Source organism: Streptomyces sp. NPDC006510, from assembly GCF_040611955.1.
GTDB lineage: Bacteria > Actinomycetota > Actinomycetes > Streptomycetales > Streptomycetaceae > Streptomyces.
This window is the reverse complement of record NZ_JBEXPH010000006.1, coordinates 76,811-97,802: the sequence shown is the minus strand read 5'-3', so window position 1 is coordinate 97,802 and position 20,992 is coordinate 76,811. Positions and strand designations below refer to the sequence as shown.

The 20,992-nt window shown below is 68.2% G+C and carries 14 protein-coding genes; 3 read left to right on the top strand and 11 right to left on the bottom strand.

Translation table 11 applies throughout. The features are described 5' to 3' along the window. Nucleotides 1–42: 42 nt before the first annotated feature. The 5 genes from ABZY11_RS03930 to ABZY11_RS03910 form a co-directional block, all read right to left on the bottom strand. The gene (locus ABZY11_RS03930) at nt 43–996 is read right to left on the bottom strand and encodes a hypothetical protein (RefSeq protein WP_356477589.1); all 954 of its coding nucleotides are present in this window, start codon (nt 994–996) and stop codon (nt 43–45) included. Next, the gene (sigM, locus tag ABZY11_RS03925; RefSeq protein ID WP_356477588.1) at nt 993–1,697 is read right to left on the bottom strand and encodes an RNA polymerase sigma factor SigM; all 705 of its coding nucleotides are present in this window, start codon (nt 1,695–1,697) and stop codon (nt 993–995) included. Before sigM ends, ABZY11_RS03930 begins: the two co-directional genes overlap by 4 nt. Before the next feature lie 169 nt (nt 1,698–1,866). Next, nucleotides 1,867–3,579, bottom strand: coding sequence for a serine/threonine protein kinase (locus ABZY11_RS03920; protein WP_356477587.1), 1,713 nt, complete (start codon nt 3,577–3,579; stop codon nt 1,867–1,869). 127 nt (nt 3,580–3,706) lie between these two features. Next, complete coding sequence (gene murJ / locus ABZY11_RS03915) at nt 3,707–5,866, bottom strand: murein biosynthesis integral membrane protein MurJ (protein ID WP_356477586.1); 2,160 nt, start codon at nt 5,864–5,866, stop codon at nt 3,707–3,709. Between the two features lie 49 nt (nt 5,867–5,915). Next, the gene (locus tag ABZY11_RS03910) at nt 5,916–8,213 is read right to left on the bottom strand and encodes a DUF6049 family protein (RefSeq protein ID WP_356477585.1); all 2,298 of its coding nucleotides are present in this window, start codon (nt 8,211–8,213) and stop codon (nt 5,916–5,918) included. 183 nt (nt 8,214–8,396) lie between these two features. Here ABZY11_RS03910 and ABZY11_RS03905 point away from each other — a divergent pair, with 183 nt between their 5' ends. Next, a complete protein-coding gene (locus ABZY11_RS03905; RefSeq protein ID WP_356477584.1) occupies nt 8,397–9,839 on the top strand; it encodes a CCA tRNA nucleotidyltransferase in 1,443 nt (480 codons plus the stop codon). Nucleotides 9,840–9,986: 147 nt separating this feature from the next. On the opposite strand, the gene ABZY11_RS03900 is transcribed toward ABZY11_RS03905, so the two are convergent. The 3 genes from ABZY11_RS03900 to ABZY11_RS03890 form a co-directional block, all read right to left on the bottom strand. Next, nucleotides 9,987–11,255, bottom strand: coding sequence for an MFS transporter (locus ABZY11_RS03900; RefSeq protein WP_356477583.1), 1,269 nt, complete (start codon nt 11,253–11,255; stop codon nt 9,987–9,989). A 124-nt stretch (nt 11,256–11,379) separates the two neighbouring features. Beyond that, entirely contained in the window at nt 11,380–12,462 is a 1,083-nt protein-coding gene (locus ABZY11_RS03895; protein WP_356477582.1) for an inositol-3-phosphate synthase, read from the bottom strand. A gap of 62 nt (nt 12,463–12,524) precedes the next feature. Next, on the bottom strand, nt 12,525–13,232 hold the full coding sequence (locus ABZY11_RS03890; protein ID WP_356477581.1) for a helix-turn-helix transcriptional regulator: 708 nt from the start codon (nt 13,230–13,232) through the stop codon (nt 12,525–12,527). Between the two features lie 389 nt (nt 13,233–13,621). On the opposite strand from ABZY11_RS03890, the gene ABZY11_RS03885 reads away from it, so the two are divergent. Together ABZY11_RS03885 and ABZY11_RS03880 are read left to right on the top strand one after the other, a co-directional pair. Then, nucleotides 13,622–16,300: a transglycosylase domain-containing protein gene (locus ABZY11_RS03885; RefSeq protein WP_356477580.1), complete on the top strand. Its 2,679-nt coding sequence runs from the start codon at nt 13,622–13,624 to the stop codon at nt 16,298–16,300. A gap of 102 nt (nt 16,301–16,402) precedes the next feature. After that, complete coding sequence (locus tag ABZY11_RS03880) at nt 16,403–17,902, top strand: glycosyltransferase 87 family protein (protein ID WP_356477579.1); 1,500 nt, start codon at nt 16,403–16,405, stop codon at nt 17,900–17,902. A gap of 39 nt (nt 17,903–17,941) precedes the next feature. Here the strand turns inward: ABZY11_RS03880 and ABZY11_RS03875 are convergent, their stop codons facing one another. The 3 genes from ABZY11_RS03875 to ABZY11_RS03865 form a co-directional block, all read right to left on the bottom strand. After that, a complete protein-coding gene (locus ABZY11_RS03875) occupies nt 17,942–18,973 on the bottom strand; it encodes an alanine racemase (RefSeq protein ID WP_356477578.1) in 1,032 nt (343 codons plus the stop codon). A 151-nt stretch (nt 18,974–19,124) separates the two neighbouring features. After that, nucleotides 19,125–20,243 (bottom strand): peptidoglycan bridge formation glycyltransferase FemA/FemB family protein, encoded by a 1,119-nt coding sequence (locus tag ABZY11_RS03870; protein ID WP_356477577.1) that lies wholly within the window; start codon nt 20,241–20,243, stop codon nt 19,125–19,127. A gap of 277 nt (nt 20,244–20,520) precedes the next feature. Continuing rightward, on the bottom strand, nt 20,521–20,835 hold the full coding sequence (locus ABZY11_RS03865; protein WP_356477576.1) for a hypothetical protein: 315 nt from the start codon (nt 20,833–20,835) through the stop codon (nt 20,521–20,523). Nucleotides 20,836–20,992 lie beyond the last annotated feature (157 nt).

Here is a 20,992-nt window from a genome sequence, read left to right as displayed (position 1 = left end):
GGATGCATTCCCCGACGTGCCGAGGCGGTGTCCGAGCGATTCTCAGGGGCGTGCGTAGGTGCGGGTCAGCAGAAGCTGTCCCTTGCCCGTGGGCTCTGTCCGGACGCAGGCCGCGTCGACGACGTACGCCTGTACACGGGTCGCATCGGATGGGTGCGGGAGGACGACGAGGAAGGCGTCCGCGCCTTCGTAGGTGCCTTCTTCCACCGCGAGGGCGGCGGCGTCGCGGCCGGTGCCCTGTTCCACACAGGGCGGGACGGCCACGGTGGGTGCGCGCAACGGCGTCCGTGGCGACTCGGGCTCGCCCGGGGCGTCCGTGGGTGTCGATTGCGCCCCGACGGATGGTGCCTGCTTCTCAGCCTCCACACCATCTGCTGACCTCGATGGTTTGGTGCCGGTCAGAAGAAGCGATTGCACCCGGCCTTCGAGCGTGGACTCCGAGAAGATTCCTCTGCCGTTCGCCGCGGAGCTGGAGCTGTGGTCTGCCGCCTTGAGGCTCCCGGAATTCTGGGACGACTGGATGGTCTGCAGCATGAAGACACTCACGCCGACCACGGCTGCACCGAGAGCGGCTCCGAGCACGGCTGTGCGGCGGCGGCGCCGGACCGGTCGGCGGCCGGGGCCGGTGGTCGCCCGGGGTCGCCCTGCGGGACGGTCCGAGGAGCTGGGCTCTGCGTTCGGCTTCTGTGCTGCAGGTGGTTCTGTTTCACGTGAAACATGTGCCGAGCCGTGCGGTGTCGTGGTGCCGAGAGCCGCTTCGGCGGCGAGCGCGACATCGATGCGGTCTGCGACATCGTCCGGCATGCGCTGTGGCATGGGTACGGTGCCGAGCAACTCGCGGATCTCCGTGAGTGAGGCATGGACCTCACCGCAGAGTTCGCAGCCATCCACATGGTCGCGTACCTCTTCCGCACGCGATGGTGGGAGCAGCCCCTCCGTCAGGTCGGAGATCTCTGTGACATCCGGGTGCTGGGTCGTGTCGGTCGTTGATGTCATGTGCGCCCACCTCCGCCCTTCACTGCAGCGGGATCGCTTGTGCCCGCATCTCTCGGCCCCGATGCCGGTGGGACGGATGCCCGCGGCGTCCGGTTCCTTTCCGTGGCCGTCTCGTCGGCTCCTGCGGCCTCACCGCGAAGGTGAGTGAGCAGAGGGGCCAGTCGGGCCCGCCCTCGCGCACAGCGGCTTTTGACGGTGCCTGTCGGTACGTCGAGGATCCGTGCTGCCTCGGCCACGGGGTAGCCCTGCATGTCCACGAGGACAAGTGCGGCCCGCTGCTCGGCGGGGAGAGTGGCGAGTGCGGCCAGGAGTTCGCGGTGGAGGTCCTGGCGCTCCGCCGGTGCCTCCGCGGATTCGTGCGGTTCGAGGAGTTGCTCGAACCGTTCGGTGTCATTGACCGGCGAGGTCCTGCGGGTGGCTGCCTTGCGGACCCGGTCGAGGCAGGCGTTGACGGTGATGCGGTGCAGCCAGGTGGTGACCGCGGACTGGCCGCGGAAGGTGTGCGCGGCCCGGAAGGCGGAGACAAGGGCGTCCTGGACGGCGTCCGCGGCTTCCTCGCGGTCACCCAGGGTCCGTATCGCCACGGCCCACAGCCGGTCGCGGTGGCGCTGTACGAGCTCGCCGAAGGCGTCCGGTTCGCCGGCCACATGGCGAGCGAGGAGGTCTGAGTCGCTGAGTGGTTCTGACGGCTCGGCGGCCACCTCCCCTCCCTCCCTTTCGCTGCGTCAAGGTGCGTCTGTCTATCACGATTCGAGCGGGCGGGGGCAGAGGGCGCAAGAGGCACCGTCCGAGGCGGGAACGCGGCCTTCCGTCCGTCGCGGGGCGCCGGATGTGCGGGAGGCCGGTGGGGTCGCCCCACCGGCCTCTCCGTCAGCTGAGTACGGTGATCTCCGAGATCCCGCCCCGGTAGCCACCGGTTCCGTCCGACGGCAGTTCGGTGATATGGATCAGAACGTAGCGGGTCCGCACCGGCTTGGAGAGGGTCTTCTTCAGATCGCTTCCTACCGTTCCCAGCTCCGTGAGGCGCTGGGGGAAGTCCGAGAGGGACGACGGGGCGGAAGCGCTCGGATCGGCCGCCAGCACCTCGGCCTTCTGCCCGCTGCGGTACATCTTGGCCTTGATGCCCGCGACGTCCTGAACGCTGCCCAGGTCGACGACTATGCCGCTGCCGTCCCTGCGGGGCGCGAGGTTGCCGAAGTTCGCGTAGCCCAGGTACCGCTTGGTGACCCAGGCCGAGTCGGGGTTTCCGTCGATCGCCTTGGGTACGTCCTTCTCGCTTATTCCGGTGCCGCTGGGCATGAACTCTGTCGCATCGGCGATCCGCAGAGGTTTGGCCGCGGGGCGCGATCTGTTGTCGCCGTTCTCCGGGGTGGTCTGTGTGGTGTCCTCAGTCCCGGAGTCTTTTCCGTGGAGGAGTGTCTCCGCGAGCTGCCAGCTGCCGAGGCCCAGGGCGGCAATGAGCAGTGCGGACACCGCCCACTTGAGGACCTTGCCGGTGCGGCTCTGGAGCGGGGCCGGAGGCACGGCGATCACGGGCTGTGGAGTGGCGCCGGGGCCTGCGGGCGGGCGTCCGTAGGTGCCTCGCTGGTAGGTCGTGCGCTGGTACTCCGGGGGCGCCGTGAAAGTGGGCTCCGGAGGGCGGATGCGGGGCATCGCGGCAACGGCCTTGGCCAGCTCGTCCGGGGTGGTGCACGGCTGCTCCTGCCGGGAGGCAGTTGCGCCGTCATTGGCGAGTGCGCGCATGGCGAGCTCGGAAAGACCGCGGTGAACACCGGCCCGCACCTGGTCGGGGGCGATCAGCCCCACTCCCTTGGGTAGCCCGGACAGGCCGTAGGCATCGGTCTCGTACGGCCAGCGCTGGGTCAGGGCGGCGTAGAGCAGGGCGCCGATAGCCTCGGTGTCCGCGCGTTGCGGGCCGTCGCTGGTGATGCCCCGCAGGGCAGCGTTCACCGCGAGGCCGCGGATCCGGTACTGCCCGGTCGAGCTTCGCAGCACGGCACCCGGGGTCAGCCTCAGATGTGCGAGACCTTCTCGATGTGCGGCTGCCATGGCCTGGGAGACCTGGCTGACGAGCTGGTACGCGTCGTGCGCGTCCATCGGCCCCGCGGCCAGTAGAGAAGTGAGCTCGGTGGCGTCGGGGAGCCATTCATGGACGACATAGACGAGGTCGTCCTCCTCCACCGCGTCGAGTACCTGCACGAAGCGCGGGTCGCCGAGCAGAGCGGAGGAGCGGGCTGCGGCCAGCACGGAGCGGGCTCGGGGGTGGTCGGCGGGGAGCAGATGCACGCCCACCGCGCGGCGCAGCTTCTCGTCGACGGCGCGCCAGCTGCTGAATCCGTCCAGACGGGTGACGCACTCTTCGAGCCGGTAGCGTCTGGCGAGTTTGTGCCCGCTGTGCAGATCCGGGGTCGGCAGGGTGGCCTCGGAACCGATGTGTTCACCATCCGTGTCCTGCGGCTTCGTGCCCGTGGTGTCCTGAGCTTCTGCTGTCCCGTCGGTCGTGGCCTCGTCCGCCTTGGCGGCCAGCGGTTCATCACCGCTGTTGTCGGCCACGTCGACGGCAGCCGTGCTACGTTCCGCCACCGTCGTTCCTGCCTCCCCATCCGTTGCGCGATGCCAGCCAGCTCTGCACAGTCACGCCAATTGTGCCCACACTCCGGCGCTATGCACGACACGCGGGGGGCAGTGATGGTTGTGCGGCGGATGAACCTCAGCGACCGAGCCGCCCTCGGACCATGCCGACCATGCCGTTGATCTCCTCGATCCGCATCCGCTTGGCGGCGACGAAGAAGACACCCAGCAGTACGGCTCCGCCGCAGATCAGAGCGGCGAGTGAACCGAAGGCGCCTTCGCCGAGGCCCATGAGAACGGCAAAGCCCACACCGCCGCCGAGTACCGCTGCCGGGGTCGCGGCCAGGCACAGCCGGGCGTAGGTGCGCACGACATGGGCACCGTCCAGATCCCCGCCCAGGCGGTTGCGCAGCCGCCGCCAGGCGATGCCCACGCCGACGGCGTAGGCGAGCCCGTACGAGGCGGCCATGCCGACCACGGCCCAGCGGGCGGGCAGAACCAGATAGCAGAGGGCCGAGGCGGCCGCGTTGACCGCAGCGACGATGACCGTGTTGTAGAAGGGCGTGCGGGTGTCCTCGTACGCGTAGAAGCCGCGCAGCACGACGTACTGCACGGAGTACGGGATCAGGCCGAGACCGAATGCCATGAGGATGAAGCCCATGGAGCGGGCGGCCTCGGTGCCTGCGGAGGCGTACAGGAGGGTGCACATCGGCAGGCCGAGTGCGAGGAAGGCGAAGGCCACCGGCACGATCGCGACGGCCGAGTTCCGCAGCCCCTGGGAGATGTCGTCGCGGACGGCACCCGGGTCGTCGTCGTGGGCGGCGCGGGAGATGCGGGGCAGCAGGGCCGCCATGACGGAGACGGTGATGATCGCCTGCGGCATGCCCCAGATGAGCTGGGCATTGGAGTAGGCGAGAAAGCCGGTGCCGTCCTTGCCGGACAGTTTGCCCGCCGACGTGGCGAGCTGGGTGACGACGATCACACCTGCCTGGTTGGCCAGCACGAACAGGACGGTCCACTTGGCCAGCTTGACCGTCTTGCCGAGTCCGTGTCCCTTCCAGTCGAAGCGCGGGCGGAACCGGAAACCGGCCTCGCGCAGATACGGGACCATGGCCAGGGCCTGTACGACCAGACCGAGCAGCGTGCCGATGCCCAGGAGCCGGACGCCCTCCGGTGGGATGGTCTGGACACCCATCTGGGACTCGGCGGACGTTCCGTAGACCCAGATGAACATGCCGAACGTGAAGATCATGACGATGTTGTTGAGGACCGGGGTCCACATCATCGCACCGAACTTGCCGCGGGCGTTGAGGATCTGGCCCATCACGACGTGCACGCCCATGAAGAAGATGGTCGGCAGGCAGTACCGGGCGAAGGTCACCGCGACGCTGTTGGCCGCCACGTCGTTGGCGATCGTCGGTGACATCATGTGGATCAGCCAGGGAGCGGCGAAGACCGCGAGCGCGACGATCACCCCGAGTGCGACCATCACGAGGGTCAGCAGCCGGTTGGCGTAGGCCTCACCGCCGTCCTCGTCGTCCTTCATGGAACGGACGAGCTGAGGAACGAAGACCGAGTTCAGGCCGCCGCCCACGGTGAGGATGTAGATCATCGTGGGCAGGGTGTACGCGATGGTGAAGCTGTCGCCGAGCAGTGCCGCACCGAGCGCGGCGGTGATCACGAGGCTGCGGACGAATCCCGTCAGGCGGGACACGAGCGTGCCGGCCGCCATCAGCGCGCTGGACTTCAGCAGTCCGGAGGCCCGGCCGCCGGACTTCGGCGGGGCGGGCGCCGGTGCCGGCTCGGGCTCCGCCGGAACGGGCGCGGACCCGGACGGTCCCTCCTGGTCCCGGAAGAGGTGTGCGAAGGCGTCCGGCTGCTCGTTGTCCCGGGAAGCCTGGCTGACGAGGTCGTCCACCCCGACGAACTGGGTGGTCGCCGGATCGTCGCCGTACGGCAGGTGCCGCGACGGGCCGTCGGGCTCGGGAGGCGGGGTCTGCGCCCAGATGCGCGGATCGGGCGGGTACTGGGCCGCGGGCGGCTGCTGGTAGAGCGGCTGGGGCTGCTGGTAGGTGCCCGGGGGCGGCGGCGGGTGCGCGGCACGGTCGTACAGCGCCTCGGTCACCGGGTCCTGGACGGACAGATCCTGGGCGCGGTACGGATCGCGGTCGTAGGCGTCCTGGAGGTACGGATCGGGCGTCGGCGGAACCGGGCCGGGTCCTGGGGGCACCGGAGGTCCGCCGGAAGACCCGGCTCCGCCCGCACCCTGACCGCGGTCACCGTCGTACGGCGCGTTCATCGAAACCCCACCTCATCGTCCCCGGCCGACCGGCCACGACAGACATCGCTCAACGTTCCACTTTCTCACCCGAGTCCGACGGCTCCCCGCTTTCCGGCCCGGTGTCCGGGGTCGGGTCACTCGGCTGCTCGGGTTCACCGCCGTCGTCCCCGGTCGCGCCGCCCGCGTTGGTGCGCTTGCGATGGGTGTACATCCTGATGCCCGCGAGGACCAGGAGCAGCAACCCGCCCGCGATGACCAGCAGCACGGTCGGGGTGAGCTCGGAGACCTTCACGGTGAAGGTCATCTCTCCGCCGTACGGCGTGCCGTCCTCCGTGTAGAGCTGCGCCGTCATCTGCACCTGGCCGTTGACGTTGGCCGCCGCGTCGAACTTCACGGACTGGCTGTGGCCGGCGCCGATCCGGATCGGCTGCTCCGCCACGGCCCCGCCGTCGTTCAGCTTGAGGCGGGTGGCGTTCTCCGACTTCAGTCGGAGCACGAGATGGTCCACGCCCTGCAACAGCCTGTTCTGCACGGTCACCGGGATCGTGGCGCTGCGGCCGGACAGGGTGACGTCCGACTTCGAGATGAGCTGGACCTCGTTGGTGAGGTCCTGCAGATAGCTGCGGACCGAGTCCCGGTACTGCTGGGCCTCCAGCAGCCTGCCGCGCCACGACGTCGACATGGACCGGTTGAGCGCATTACCGAAGGGGGTCACCACCCGCTCGGGCTGGGTGAGGATGACCTGGAAGTTGTTCAGCGAGACCTGGGTGGACTTGATGTCCTGGAAGGCCTGTGTGGGCAGCTCCTGGCTGCGGAGCTTCCTCGGGTACTGGGAGGCCCGGGGGATGCTGGTCGTCGCGTCCGCGTCGGGCTTCGCCCCGGCCGCGTCCACCAGCCCGAGGGGCTGTGTCCAGCGTCCGTCGTCGAGTCCGTGCAGGGCGCGGGCCATCGACTGGGCCTGGGCCACGGTGGGCAGCCGCTGCGGTGCGACGACGATGCTCCGCTCCGCGTCCGTGTCCTGTTCGGTCAGAGCGAGAGTCAGAGCGAGGAACTTCTGCACGGCGAGGGTGGAGTTCCCCGCCTTCGACATATCGCCCTGGAAGGCCGTGGAGAGCCGGGCATCGGCGACGACCGCGGTGGTGCCGCCGCCGATCGGCCGGGCAGCGGTCGGCGTGTACGACAGACCGCCGGTCTCCTGGAGGCTGTCGCTGCGGGCGATCACCTTGTGGGCCCCGGCGGAGGTGGCGACATCGACGACCGACGGGTCGATCGCCCCGTCGACGGGCCACGCGAAGTCGGTCGACGGCTTCACATGGAGGATGGTCTGTACCGTCGTCCCGGCCACCTCGGTGGCGGTCTGCAGGTGGCTGAGCGTGCCGGAGACATTCTTGCCGCGGTGCGCGATGGACGCCAGATCGGGGTCGGCGAACGGCAGCGCGACGACCTCCCCGTCCGACACTGCGGCTTCGAGCGAGGTGAGCCATTGCTTGGCGACGGCCTGGTTCTTCCCGGCGACGGTGGTGTCGCCGGACTTGACGCGGTATTCCCCCGCCATCACATCGACACTGGCCAGTAGATCCGGGTCGATCACCCAGGTCACGGGCAGCCGGCTGCCCAGCGAGACCAGCTGTTCGAGCCGTCCGCCCGGAGCCAGCTCGGCGGCCAGGTCGTCGTCCGTGAACACGGGCGTCTGCTGATCGTCGGTGCCCGTCTCGGCGGTGACATGGGCCGATGCGATGAGCGGCCAGAGATAGGTGACCTTCGTCCTGGAGTCGCGCTCCTCTTCCTGCCAGGGCAGGAAGGTGCGCTCGATGCCCAGCACCTGGTCGTACCGGACCCGGGAGGTCTGCCCCGACAGCGAGACACCGAGCTGGTAGACGCCGTCGTCGCCGAGCCCCAGTTTGCCGACCGGGACGGACAGCGTGAAGTCCTGGCTGATCCCGGAAGGGAGTTTCGCGACCTTCACCGTGTACTTGCCGCCGAGCGGGGCGGGGTCGCTGCCGAACACGTACCCGGTGCGCTTGGCGGCGTTGTCGATGTCGGTCCTGCTGAGGAGCTTCGGGCCCACCCGCAGGTCGACCGTGGCGTCCGTGATTGTGTCCTTGCCCCTGTTGGTCACGGTGCCGGAGACGGTCAGGGTGTCCCCCTTGGCCGGCGCGCTCGGAGCCAGGGTGTTCAGGGACACGTCGACCGTTTCGGACCCGGTGGGGGCCTTGCTGGTTCCGCCCGCCTGCGCCGGGGGTGCGGTCGGGCCGGCCAGCAGGGCTGCGACGAGCGGCGCCCCGATGATCAGGGCGGCTGTGCGCCGCAGCCACCGGCGGGCAGGAGAGGGTCCGATCCCCTGAATGTCTGCCGCCTCGGCCACGCGCTTACCCGTCCCTCGTCGTCGTCAGCTGGTGTCGATGGTTATCGGTTCTTGCGTCCACGCATGGTAACGATGTGCGCGGGTGCCAAGTGCTGGGGAGTTCGCTACATGATCGGAAGAGTCTTGCAGGGCGGGACGAAACCAGGGCGACCGGGCCGGTCCGGGCACGTACCCTTTTCTGTTGTGTCGAACGCCAAAGAAGACAGCTCCCGTGCCCTGACCCAGGTGCAGCACCGTGCAGTCAGCGAACTGCTGCGGGTGTCCCCGGTCGCCGACGACCTCGCTCGCCGTTTCCGGGACGCCGGGTTCAGTCTCGCCCTGGTCGGGGGCTCGGTCCGGGACGCGCTTCTCGGCAGGCTCGGAAACGACCTGGACTTCACGACCGACGCCCGTCCCGAGGCCGTACTGAAGATCGTCCGGCCGTGGGCCGACTCCGTGTGGGAGGTCGGGATCGCCTTCGGCACCGTGGGTGCGCAGAAGGACGGCTACCAGATCGAGGTCACCACATACAGGTCGGAGGCGTACGACAGGACCTCGCGCAAGCCCGAGGTGTCCTACGGCGACTCCATCGAGGAAGACCTCGTCCGCCGTGACTTCACGGTCAACGCGATGGCCGTCGCACTTCCGGAGAAGGAATTCATTGATCCGCACGGTGGTCTCGAGGACCTGGCGGAGCGCGTCCTGTGCACCCCCGGAACACCTGAGGAGTCGTTCTCCGACGATCCACTGCGCATGCTGCGTGCTGCCCGCTTCGCGGCTCAGCTGGACTTCGATGTCGCTCCCGATGTGGTCACCGCGATGACGGAGATGGCCGGGCGCATCGAGATCGTCTCCGCCGAGCGGGTCAGGGAGGAGCTCAACAAGCTGCTGCTCTCCACCCACCCCCGCAAGGGTCTGGCACTGCTCGTCGACACCGGGCTGGCGCAGCAGGTGCTGCCGGAGCTCCCCGCGCTGCGCCTGGAAAGTGACGAGCATCACCGTCACAAGGACGTCTACGAGCATTCGCTGACCGTTCTGGAGCAGGCGATCGATCTGGAGAAGGACGGCCCCGATCTGGTTCTGCGCCTCGCCGCTCTCCTCCATGACATCGGGAAGCCGCGGACGCGACGCTTCGAGAAGGACGGGCGCGTCTCGTTCCATCACCACGAGGTGGTGGGCGCCAAGATGGTCAAGAAGCGGATGGCCGAGCTCAAGTACTCCAACGACATGGTCAAGGACGTCTCGAAGCTGGTGGAGCTTCATCTGCGCTTCCATGGCTACGGCGACGGTGAGTGGACGGACTCCGCGGTCCGTCGCTATGTGCGCGACGCCGGTCCCCTGCTGGAACGGTTGCACAAGCTGACCCGCTCGGACTGCACCACGCGGAACAAGCGCAAGGCCGCCGCACTCTCGCGGACCTATGACGGGCTCGAAGAGCGCATCGCGCAGTTGCAGGAACAGGAGGAGCTGGATGCCATCCGCCCCGACCTGGACGGCAACGAGATCATGAAGACCCTGGGCGTCGGTCCCGGGCCGGTGATCGGCAAGGCGTACGCATTCCTGCTGGAACTGCGGCTGGAGCACGGTCCGATGGAGCATGGCGTCGCGGTCAAGAAGCTCAAGGAGTGGTGGGCCGCGCAGGGCTGAGGCTGCCGGGGCCCGGTCCGCCGGCCTGCGGGAGCGGGGTCATGTTTCACGTGAAACATGACCCCGCTCCCGCAGGCCGCACTCCGATCTGGCGAGGGGCGCTGTTTCACGTGAAACAGCGCCCCTCGCTCTGCTCTGTCCCGGATGCTAGAGAGCATCTCCGGTGCGGCTCCACCGGAACATCAGCACTGCGACGACCGTGTAGAGAGCAGCCACCCCGATCACCACCACGGTCGATCGCCCGTCAGGAGGCAGTATCAGGGCGGAGACCGCGGCGGCTCCCACGAAAGCGACGTTGAACAGCACGTCGTAGAGGGCGAAGACCCGGCCACGGAAGGAGTCCTTCACCGCGGTCTGCACCACCGTGTCGGTCGCGATCTTCGCCCCCTGGGTGACCAGTCCGAGGATGAACGCCGCGACCAGCATGGGCACGGGGACGAACCACAGCCCCAGTGCGGGTTCGAGGACGGCGGCCGCCGCCGCGCAGACCATCATCCAGCGGAACCGGCCGAGCTGTTCCACTGCCCAGGGCGTCAGAACGGCCGCCGCGAAGAATCCCGCGCCGGAGACCCCCACGGCCAGTCCGAGCAGAGCCAGACCTTCGGATTCGCTGTCGGTCCAGGCGTACCGGCACAGCATCAGCACCGTGACGGTCAGTGCTCCGTAGCAGAAGCGCATCACGGTCATGGCGGCCAGCGCCCGGGAGGCCTGCTTCCGCTGCGCCAGATGGCGCAACCCGTCGACCAGCCCCCGCGCGGTGGCGGCCAGGGCCTCCCTCAGCCCGGTCCGGTGTCCGTCCTGATCCGGCCCGAGGAGTCCGGTGGCAAGGGTCAGGGAGGCCAGCGCCGACGTGAGGTAGAGCGCCGCGCCCAGCAGTACCACCACGGCATCGGAGTCCGCGAGCAGCAGCCGTACGGCGAAGGCGAGGCCACCGCCCGCCGTGGCTGCGAGCGTCCCGGCGGTCGGTGAGAGCGAGTTGGCCAGCACCAGCCGGTCGCTGTCGACAACACGCGGCAGCGCGGCCGAGAGTCCGGCCAGGACGAAGCGGTTGACCGCGGTGACACACAGCGCCGAGGCGTAGAAGAGCCAGTCGGGTGCGGAGCCGAGGATGAGGAACGCCGTGCAGCAGGCGAGCGCGGCACGCAGCAGATTCCCGTACAGAAAGACCTGGCGGCGCGGCCATCGGTCCAGCAGGACGCCGGCGAAGGGGCCGATGAGCGAGTACGGCAGCAGCAGCACCGCCATCGCGGAGGCGATGGCACCTGCCGAAGCTTGTTTCTCCGGCGAGAAGACGACGTGAGCCGCCAGCGCCACCTGGAAGACACCGTCGGCCGACTGGGAGAGGAGCCGTACGGCCAGCAGGCGACGGAAGTTCCGAAGGCGCAGAAGAACACGCAGATCACCCACGACGGCCATGTGATCAAGAGTCACATACGTTGAGGGTCCCCGGGCTGATTGCCCGGGGACCCTCAACAGCGCGGAAAGGAATGAGCGTTGCCGTTCAGTACCCGACCACGTAAACGCACCGTGTCCGGCTGCGTCAGTTGGCGACCTCGCCCCTGATGAACTTCTCGACGTTCTCGCGGGCCTCGTCGTCGAAGTACTGGACCGGCGGGGACTTCATGAAGTACGAGGACGCGGAGAGGATCGGGCCACCGATGCCGCGGTCCTTGGCGATCTTCGCGGCGCGGACGGCGTCGATGATGACGCCGGCGGAGTTCGGGGAGTCCCAGACCTCGAGCTTGTACTCCAGGTTCAGCGGAACGTCACCGAAGGCGCGGCCCTCAAGGCGAACGTACGCCCACTTGCGGTCGTCCAGCCAGGCCACGTAGTCCGACGGGCCGATGTGGACGTTGTCCGCACCGAGCTCGCGGTCACGGATCTGGGAGGTGACGGCCTGCGTCTTGGAGATCTTCTTGGACTCCAGGCGCTCACGCTCGAGCATGTTCTTGAAGTCCATGTTGCCGCCGACGTTCAGCTGCATCGTGCGGTCCAGGATGACGCCCCGGTCCTCGAAGAGCTTCGCCATCACGCGGTGCGTGATGGTGGCGCCGACCTGGGACTTGATGTCGTCGCCGACGATCGGGACACCGGCCTCGGTGAACTTGTCCGCCCACTCCTTGGTGCCGGCGATGAAGACCGGGAGAGCGTTGACGAACGCGACCTTGGCGTCGATGGCGCACTGCGCGTAGAACTTCGCAGCGACCTCGGAACCGACGGGGAGGTAGCAGACGAGGACGTCGACCTTGCGGTCCTTGAGGACCTGGACGACGTCGACCGGGGCCTCGGCCGACTCCTCGATGGTCTGGCGGTAGTACTTGCCGAGACCGTCGTGGGTGTGGCCGCGCTGGACGGTGACGCCGGTGTTCGGCACGTCGCAGAGCTTGATGGTGTTGTTCTCGCTGGCACCGATGGCGTCCGCGAGGTCGAGACCGACCTTCTTCGCGTCGACGTCGAAGGCGGCGACGAACTCGACGTCCCGTACGTGGTAGTCGCCGAACTGGACGTGCATCAGACCGGGCACCTTGCCGGCCGGATCGGCGTCCTTGTAGTACTCGACGCCCTGGACCAGCGAGGCGGCGCAGTTGCCCACGCCGACGATGGCTACGCGAACCGAACCCATTCCGGTTGCTCCCTGTGTGTTTTGGATGTTCCCGATGGAGGCCCCGCGGATCTGCGGGGACCTCACTTTGAGGTGTCGTCGGACGGATCCGGCGGGGTGTCACCCCGGCGCCGGGGCAGGCCGTCCGTCTCTCCTGCGGTGTTCTGCTGAGCTTCGCTCCCGGGCGAGGACCGTCGCTGATCCCGTCCCGACCGCTCGCTCTCGATGAGCTCGTTCAGCCAGCGCACTTCGCGCTCCACGGACTCCATGCCGTGTCGCTGCAGCTCAAGTGTGTAGTCGTCGAGGCGCTCACGGGTGCGGGCCAGAGAGGCCCGCATCTTCTCCAGCCGCTCCTCCAGCCGGCTGCGCCGGCCTTCCAGCACTCGCATCCGCACCTCGTGCTCCGTCTGCCCGAAGAAGGCGAAGCGGGCTGCGAAGTGCTCGTCCTCCCAGGAGTCGGGGCCGGTGTGCGAGAGCAGCTCCTCGAAGTGCTCCTTACCTTCCGCCGTCAGCCGGTAGACGATCTTGGCGCGACGCCCGGCCAGTGAGGAGGCGGGGGCGACCGCACGGCCGGTGGCGGGCGGATGGTCGGCAGGGGCGGCACCTGGCTCCTCGATCAACCAGCCGTTGGCGACCAGCGTCTTGAGGCAGGGATAGAGGGTGCCGTAACTGAAGGCGCGGAAGATCCCCAACGAGGTGTTGAGACGTTTGCGCAGCTCGTACCCGTGCATCGGGGATTCGCGGAGCAGGCCCAGAACGGCGAATTCGAGGATGCCGGAGCGTCTGCTCAACTTCGCCCCCTCCTTCTCCGAGTGCTCCTGCGGAGCCCTGTGCCGGGCTGATGTACCGAGCTGATGTATCGACTCGATACATCATGACGATAGATCGGTCGTCGCGATGCGACAAGAGGGGCCATCGTGAACGGCGTCACATCGCGAATTCGTAGGCACCGACTTGCGTTGTTTGGGGTGAAGTTCGGTCCTAGGAGGGTTTTGACCGTGCGTAGTCTGTGCGGCATGCAGACCACCGGGAACCGTGTGACGCCCGCGCGCGTCAGTCTTCGCGGACCAGCCGGACGCATGGCGGACGAGCCCGTCGCGAGGCTTGTCCGTAATTCGGGGGGACCGGATCTCAACTGCCGCTTCCAGGCGCTCTCGCCTGCCCGAGGAGTAGTCGTTCGATGAGCGAGCACCGTCGCAAAACGCCGCAACCGCAAGGTGGTGGGCGCGCAGCGGCCAGACGAGCCGCCCAGCAGTCCTCAGGACGCCGCGCGGCTCCGTCACGCGGAGTAACTTCTGAGTCACCTTCCGGTTCGCACGGCGGGGACAGCCCGTACGTCGGCCGCGCCGAGGCCAGACGCGCCGCTCAGCGGGGCGGCGCAGGCCGCGGAGGCGGTGGCGGTGGACGTCGCCGCGGTGGCGGCGGGAACGAAGGGCCGGGCCGAGGACGGGGCCGTGGTCCCCAGCGCCCGGCCAAGAAGCGCTTCATCGACTACCCGCGTGCCGGCAAGTACGGCTTCCGGCGCTGGGTTCCGTCGTGGAAGCTGGTCTCCAGCCTCTGTATCGGCTTCCTTGGCCTGCTCATGGGCGTCGCCGGTATCGCGTACGCGATGGTCGAGAAGCCCAAGGTGAACGAGGCCGCGGAGGCGCAGAACAACGTCTACCTCTGGGACGACGGCAAGCAGATGGTCGCCACGGGCGGTGCGGTCAACCGCCAGATCATCGGCTTCGAGCAGATTCCCGAAGCAATGCGGAACGCCGTCATCTCGGCCGAGAACAAGTCCTTCGAGCACGACCGGGGCATCGACCCCATGGGCATCGCCCGGGCCCTGTTCAACATGGCGACCGGAGGCGAGACGCAGGGTGGTTCGACGATCACCCAGCAGTACGTGAAGAACTCACGTCTGTCCCAGGAGCAGACCCTGAGCCGGAAGTTCCAGGAACTTTTCATCACGCTCAAGGTCAGCAACGACATGAAGAAGAACGAGATCATGGCGGGCTACCTCAACGTCTCGTACTACGGGCGAGGTGCTTCGGGACTCCAGGCGGCTGCCCGTACGTACTACGGCAAGGACGCCGTCGACCTGGATCCGAGCGAGTGCGCGTTCCTGGCCACGCTGCTCAAGGGCGCGTCCTACTACGACCCGGCGGGTGCCACCGACGTCGACCCCGTGCAGGCGACGGCGAAGCTGAACACCGACCGGGCCATCAAGCGCTGGAAGTGGATCCTCGACGAAGAGGTGAAGGACGGGCGCCTCTCGCAGGCGGAGCGCGCCAAGTACACCGAGTTCCCGATGCCCCTCCAGCCGAAGAAGAACGCCCAGCTGAGCGGTCAGACCGGTTACCTGGTCGAACTCGCCAGGCAGTACTTCCTCAGCAACAACACCAAGGGCGTCACGGCGGAAATGCTGGCCCGGGGCGGCTACCAGATCCACACCACCTTCAACAAGAAGAAGGTCGAGGAACTCAACACCGCGGTCCAGAAGGTCTACGACAGCAAGATCAAGCCGAAGCAGCGGCCGAAGACGGACACCCACGTCCAGTTCGGCGGCGGTTCGGTGGATCCCAAGACCGGGGCCATCGTGGCGATCTACGGCGGCCAGGACGCGACCAAGCACTTCACCAACAACGCCAATCCCACCGGTGCGCAGGTCGGTTCGACCTTCAAGCCGTTCGTGCTGGCGGCGGCGATGGAGTACGGCAAGCGGAACCCCGCGCTCGGGGAGGACCAGGACCCGTCGGATCGCACCAAGGTCTCGCCGCTCAGCATCTACAACGCCGACGACAAGCTGAAGATCAAGAAGTACAACGGCGAGATCTGGACCGACGAGAACGGCAAGGAGTGGCTGCAGGCCAACGACGGCAATGAGTCGAGGGGCAACATCACCCTCCGCGAGGCGATGCAGTGGTCCGCCAACTCCCCTTACGTGCAGCTCGGCATGGATGTCGGCACCGACAAGGTGAAGGAGATCGCCATGGCTGCGGGGCTCAAGGACGACGAACAGATGGCGGATTCGCACGTGCCGTCGTTCTCCATCGGTACGTCCTCGCCCAGTGCGATTCGTATGGCCGGCTCGTACGCGACCTTCGCCGCCAGCGGCCAGCAGCGTGAGCCCTTCTCGGTCTCCGAGGCGAAGTACGACGGCAAGACCATCTACCGGCACAAGGACGCCCCCAAGCGTGCCTTCGATGCCGTGATCGCCGACAACGTCACCGACGTCCTGAAGAACGTCGTCGAGAAGGGGACCGGTACCCCCGCTCAGATCCCCGGCCGGGACGTGGCGGGCAAGACGGGTACGACGGACGACAACAAGTCGGCCTGGTTCGTCGGCTACACGCCGCAGCTGTCCACGGCCATCAGCATGTACCGGCTCGACGACGATGCGACGAACAAGAATCGCAAGTTCGAAAAGATGTATGGCACGGGTGGTGAGCAGACGATCCACGGTGCGTCGTTCCCGGCTCAGATCTGGCACGACTACATGGTGGGTGCCCTGAAGGGGCAGCCGATCGTGAGTTTCCCGAAGCCGGAGTCGATCGGTGACACGGTCTACGGCGGCGGTGCGCAGAGCCCCAGGCCGACGCCCACCGAGCCGACGACGCCGTCGCCGTCCACGACGGTGACCGAGTCGCCCTCGGCGAGCATGACCCCGTCGCCGCCCGACCCCACCGAGACCTGCGGTACGTGGGACTGGGACTGCCAGCACAACAACGGCGGGACCAACAGCGGCGCGAACGGCGGAGACAACGGTGGTCCCAGCAGCAGTCCGCCGATGTCCCCCTCGCCACCGACCGGAGGCAACGGGAACGGCAACGGGAACGGCGGGGACGGCGGCGGAATCTTCGGAGGGACTGGATAGCGCCCGCGCGGCCGCCGGGCCGACCCGGTCATGAGGGCCGCCGCACCACACGGTGCGGCGGCCCTCGTCGTTTCCACAGACCCGTACGGCAGGATGAGCGGCATGCCAAGCGCAGAAGACACGAGTGTGCACCAGCACCAGGAGCCGTCGGTCGTACGGCCCACGCACCAGGACGAGGTCGCCGCGGCCGGCAGCGAGCTGATCGGCGGCCGGTCGGGGCGCTGGTCACGGCTCGGCAGCACGGCGCTCACGCCCGTGGGCGCCATCGCACTCGTGGCCCTCGGGATGTTCGCGCTCGGCATGGTGCAGAAGTTGCCCTGCTACAACTGGGCCTGGTTCAGGGGCGCGGGTTCGCAGTACACGCACGCCTGTTACTCGGACATTCCGCATCTCTACGCCGCACGCGGGTTCTCCGACGGCCTCGTGCCGTACTTCGACCGGCTGATCGGGGACATGGAGTACCTGGAGTACCCCGTCCTGACGGGCTTGTTCATGCAGATCGCCTCCTGGCTGACGCCGGGCGGATCCATTCAGCACCGCGAGCAGATGTACTGGATGGTCAACGCGGGCATGCTGATGATCTGCGCCGTGATCATCGCCGTCTGTGTCGCCCGTACGCACCGGCGCCGCCCCTGGGACGGACTGCTGGTCGCCCTCGCGCCGGCCTTCGCGCTCACCGCGACGATCAACTGGGACCTGCTGGCCGTCGCGCTGACGGCCGCGGCGATGCTCATGTGGTCCCGGGGACGGGCGCTGGCGTTCGGCATCCTCATCGGGCTCGCCACGGCCGCCAAGCTCTACCCCGTGTTCCTGCTGGGGCCGGTGTTCGTCCTGTGCTGGCGAGCGGGCAAATGGCGGGAGTTCGGCATGGCGACGTTCGGGGCGGTGGTGTCCTGGCTGGTGGTGAATCTGCCGGTGATGGCCTTCGCACCCGAGGGCTGGAAGAAGTTCTACACATTCAGCGAGGAACGGGGCATCGACTTCGGCTCCTTCTGGCTGATCATCACCCAGCGCACCGGCGAGAGCATCGAGGTCTCGACCGTCAACACCGTGTCGACCCTGACGACGGTCCTGCTGTGCGCGGCCATCGGCGCTCTCACCCTGATGGCGCCGCGCAGGCCGCGCCTGGGGCAGCTGGCCTTTCTCGTCGTCGCGGCGTTCATCCTCGTCAACAAGGTCTACTCGCCGCAGTACGTGCTGTGGCTGATCCCCCTGGCCGCCCTGGCCAGGCCGCGCTGGCGCGACTTCCTGATCTGGCAGGCGTGCGAGGTCATGTACTTCCTGGGGATCTGGATGTACCTCGCGTACACGACGAGCGGGGACAAGCACCAAGGGCTGCCCACGGAGGGGTACCAGCTGGCGATCGCCCTGCATCTGCTGGGCACGCTGTACCTCTGTGCCGTTGTCGTACGGGACATCCTCATGCCGGAGCGGGACGTCGTCCGGCGCGACGGGTCGGACGATCCGTCCGGCGGGGTGCTCGACGGGGCCCCGGACGTGTTCGTGCTGGGGCGGGCGGCGCATCCGCCGCGGCATGCCCACCCAGCGGTGGAAGGGCCGCGAGTGGAATGGGGCGCGGCACGCGGCCCGGTCGCCGACTGAGAGCCGGGTCCCTCCCGTCCGGAGGGACCCGGCGCCGTCCTAACGGTCCACGAGGCGGTCGAACTGGGTGGTGGTGTGGCGCAGATGGGCCACCAGCTCGTCGCCGACCTTCGGCTCCTGGGCGTCCGCCGGGACGAACAGGATCGACACCTGCATGTGCGGCGGCTCGGCGAACCAGCGCTGCTTGCCCGCCCAGACGAACGGCGACAGGTTGCGGTTGACGGTGGCCAGGCCCGCGCGGGCGACCCCCTTGGCACGCGGCATCACACCGTGCAGGGCCTTCGGGGCCTCCAGGCCCACGCCGTGCGACGTACCGCCGGCGACGACCACCAGCCAGCCGTCCGAGGCGGCCTTCTGCTGGCGGTAGCCGAAGCGGTCGCCCTTGACCACACGCGTGACGTCCAGGACGGCGCCCCGGTACTCCGTCGCCTCGTGGTCGCCCAGCCACAGGCGGGTACCGATGCGGGCGCGGAAACGGGTCTGCGGGAACTGCTGCTGGAGCCGGCCCAGCTCCTCGGCGCGCAGATGGCTGACGAACATGGTGTGCAGCGGCAGCCGGGCCGCGCGCAGCCGGTCCATCCAGCCGATGACCTCCTCGACCGCGTCCGAGCCGTCCGTGCGGTCCAGCGGCAGGTGCAGGGCGAAGCCTTCGAGACGTACGTCCTCGATGGCGGCGTGCAGCTGCCCGAGTTCCTCCTCCTTGACGCCGTGGCGCTTCATCGAGCTCATGCACTCGATGACGACCCGGGCGCCCACCAGGGCGTGCACACCGTCCACGGAGGACACGGACCGGATGACGCGGTCGGGCAGCGGCACCGGCTCCTCGCCCCGGCGGAACGGGGTGAGGACCAGAAGGTCGCCGCTGAACCAGTCCTTGATGCGGGCCGCCTCGTAGGTGGTTCCGACGGCGAGCATGTCGGAGCCGAAGCGGATGGCCTCGTCGGCCAGCCGCTCGTGGCCGAAGCCGTATCCATTGCCCTTGCAGACCGGTACGAGGCCGGGGAACTGGTCGAGGACGGATTTCTGGTGCGCCCGCCAGCGCGCGGTGTCGACGTAGAGGGAGAGCGCCATGGCCGGTCCGGAACCCTTCTGGTGGCTGCTGTGTGGGAGGTGTGTGTGGAGCCGAAGTCCCCATTGAAACCAATGAAGCCGGTTTCGTCAGCGGGGCGACGCGTATCAGCGGGGCGACGCGTGCAGGGCGACGCCTGCTGGGCTACGCGTATCAGCGGCGCGACATGTAGATGTCGAGCGCCTTGTGCAGCAGCTTGTTGAGCGGGAAGTCCCACTCGCCGAGGTACTCGGCCGCCTGCCCGCCGGTGCCGACCTTGAACTGGATCAGGCCGAAGAGGTGGTCGGTCTCGTCCAGCGAGTCGGAGATGCCGCGCAGGTCGTAGACGGTGGCCCCCATGGCGTACGCGTCGCGCAGCATCCGCCACTGCATCGCGTTCGACGGCCGGACCTCGCGCTTGTGGTTGGCGGACGCGCCGTAGGAGTACCAGACGTGGCCGCCGACGATCAGCATGGTCGCGGCCGCGACGTTCTCGCCCTCGTGCCGGGCGAAGTACAGCCGCATCCGGTTGGGGTCCTCATTGTTGAGGGCCGTCCACATGCGCTGGAAGTAGCCCAGCGGACGCGGCCGGAAGTGGTCGCGCTCCGCCGTGATCTCGTACAGCCGCTGCCACTCGGCGAGCTCGGCGTAGCTGCCCTGGACGACCTCGACACCGGCCTTCTCGGCCTTCTTGATGTTGCGTCGCCACAGCTGGTTGAAGCCCTTGTGGACGTCTTCGAGCGACCGGTTCGCCAGCGGCACCTGGAAGACGTAGCGGGGCTGTACGTCACCGAATCCGGCGCCGCCGTCCTCGCCCTGCTGCCAGCCCATCTTCCGCAGCCGGTCCGCCACTTCGAAGGCGCGCGGTTCGATGTGGGTGGCCTCGACGTCACGCAGACGCTTCACTTCCGGGTCCTGGATGCCCGACTTGATGGCGGCCGCGTCCCAGCGACGGATGATGACGGGCGGGCCCATCTTCACGGAGAAGGCGCCCTGCCGCTTGAGATGCGCCAGCATCGGCTGCAGCCAGTCGTCCAGATTCGGCGCGTACCAGTTGATGACCGGGCCCTCGGGCAGATAGGCGAGGTACCGCTTGATCTTGGGCAACTGCCGGTAGAGCACCAGGCCGGCGCCGACGAGCTGTCCGCCCTTGTCGAACCAGCCGAGACTCTCCGAGCGCCACTCGGCCTTCACGTCCGCCCATGCCGGGACCTGCATGTGACTCGCCGCGGGCAGACTCTGGATGTATGCCAGATGCTGCTCTCGGCTGATGGTCCTCAGGGTCAGGCTCATGCGGGGCGCTCCTCGGCAGGTGTGTCCCCATCGGTCAGGGGCTCCGGCTCTCGCGCCGAAGCCTACTGTGGCCGACGAGTACGCCGTCTGGCCCTATGGGACCTTGCCGCTCCGCCGCCGATGCGACCCGGGTCGCCGGGTCCTTGTACGGGGAACGGCGCGGGGCCCCTGCGGGGTTCCCGCGCCGTTCCGCCTGTCCGGTTGTGGCTGCTGTGTCTGTCGTGAATCAACCCACCTGTGCCGGTCGTGGATCACCTGCTGTCTGTCATGTGTCGGGTCAGCCCACCACGCCGCCGAAGAGGCCGCCGTGGGCCATGCCCAGGAAGAAGCCGATGGCGGATGCGCCCATGCCGATGATCAGCGGGAACCGCTCGCGCGTGGTCACCGAGATGTACTGCCCGTACGCAGCCGTGAGGATCCCGATGAGCCCGGCCCACGAACTGATCAGATGCAGGCTGTGGAACATCGCCGTCACGAAGGCGAGCGCACCGAGAACCAGCGTCACCGCGACCAGGGTCTCCTGGAGGGGATGGGGCTTGCCGTCCGTGGCGAGAAGGGAGACGGGGGGACGGGGTCGTATTGCCTGTGCCATGGAGTACCTCCTGGCCGAAAGGGGCGCGCAGTGGCGCCGCTCACACCCGATGTGTCCAGATTGCGTCTCCTGAGCACCGGATTTCAACCGGAAGCCGGTGTGCGGGTACTCTGTACGGTCTGCACCGGTGTCTGCCCAGGCCAGCACGGAAGCTCCT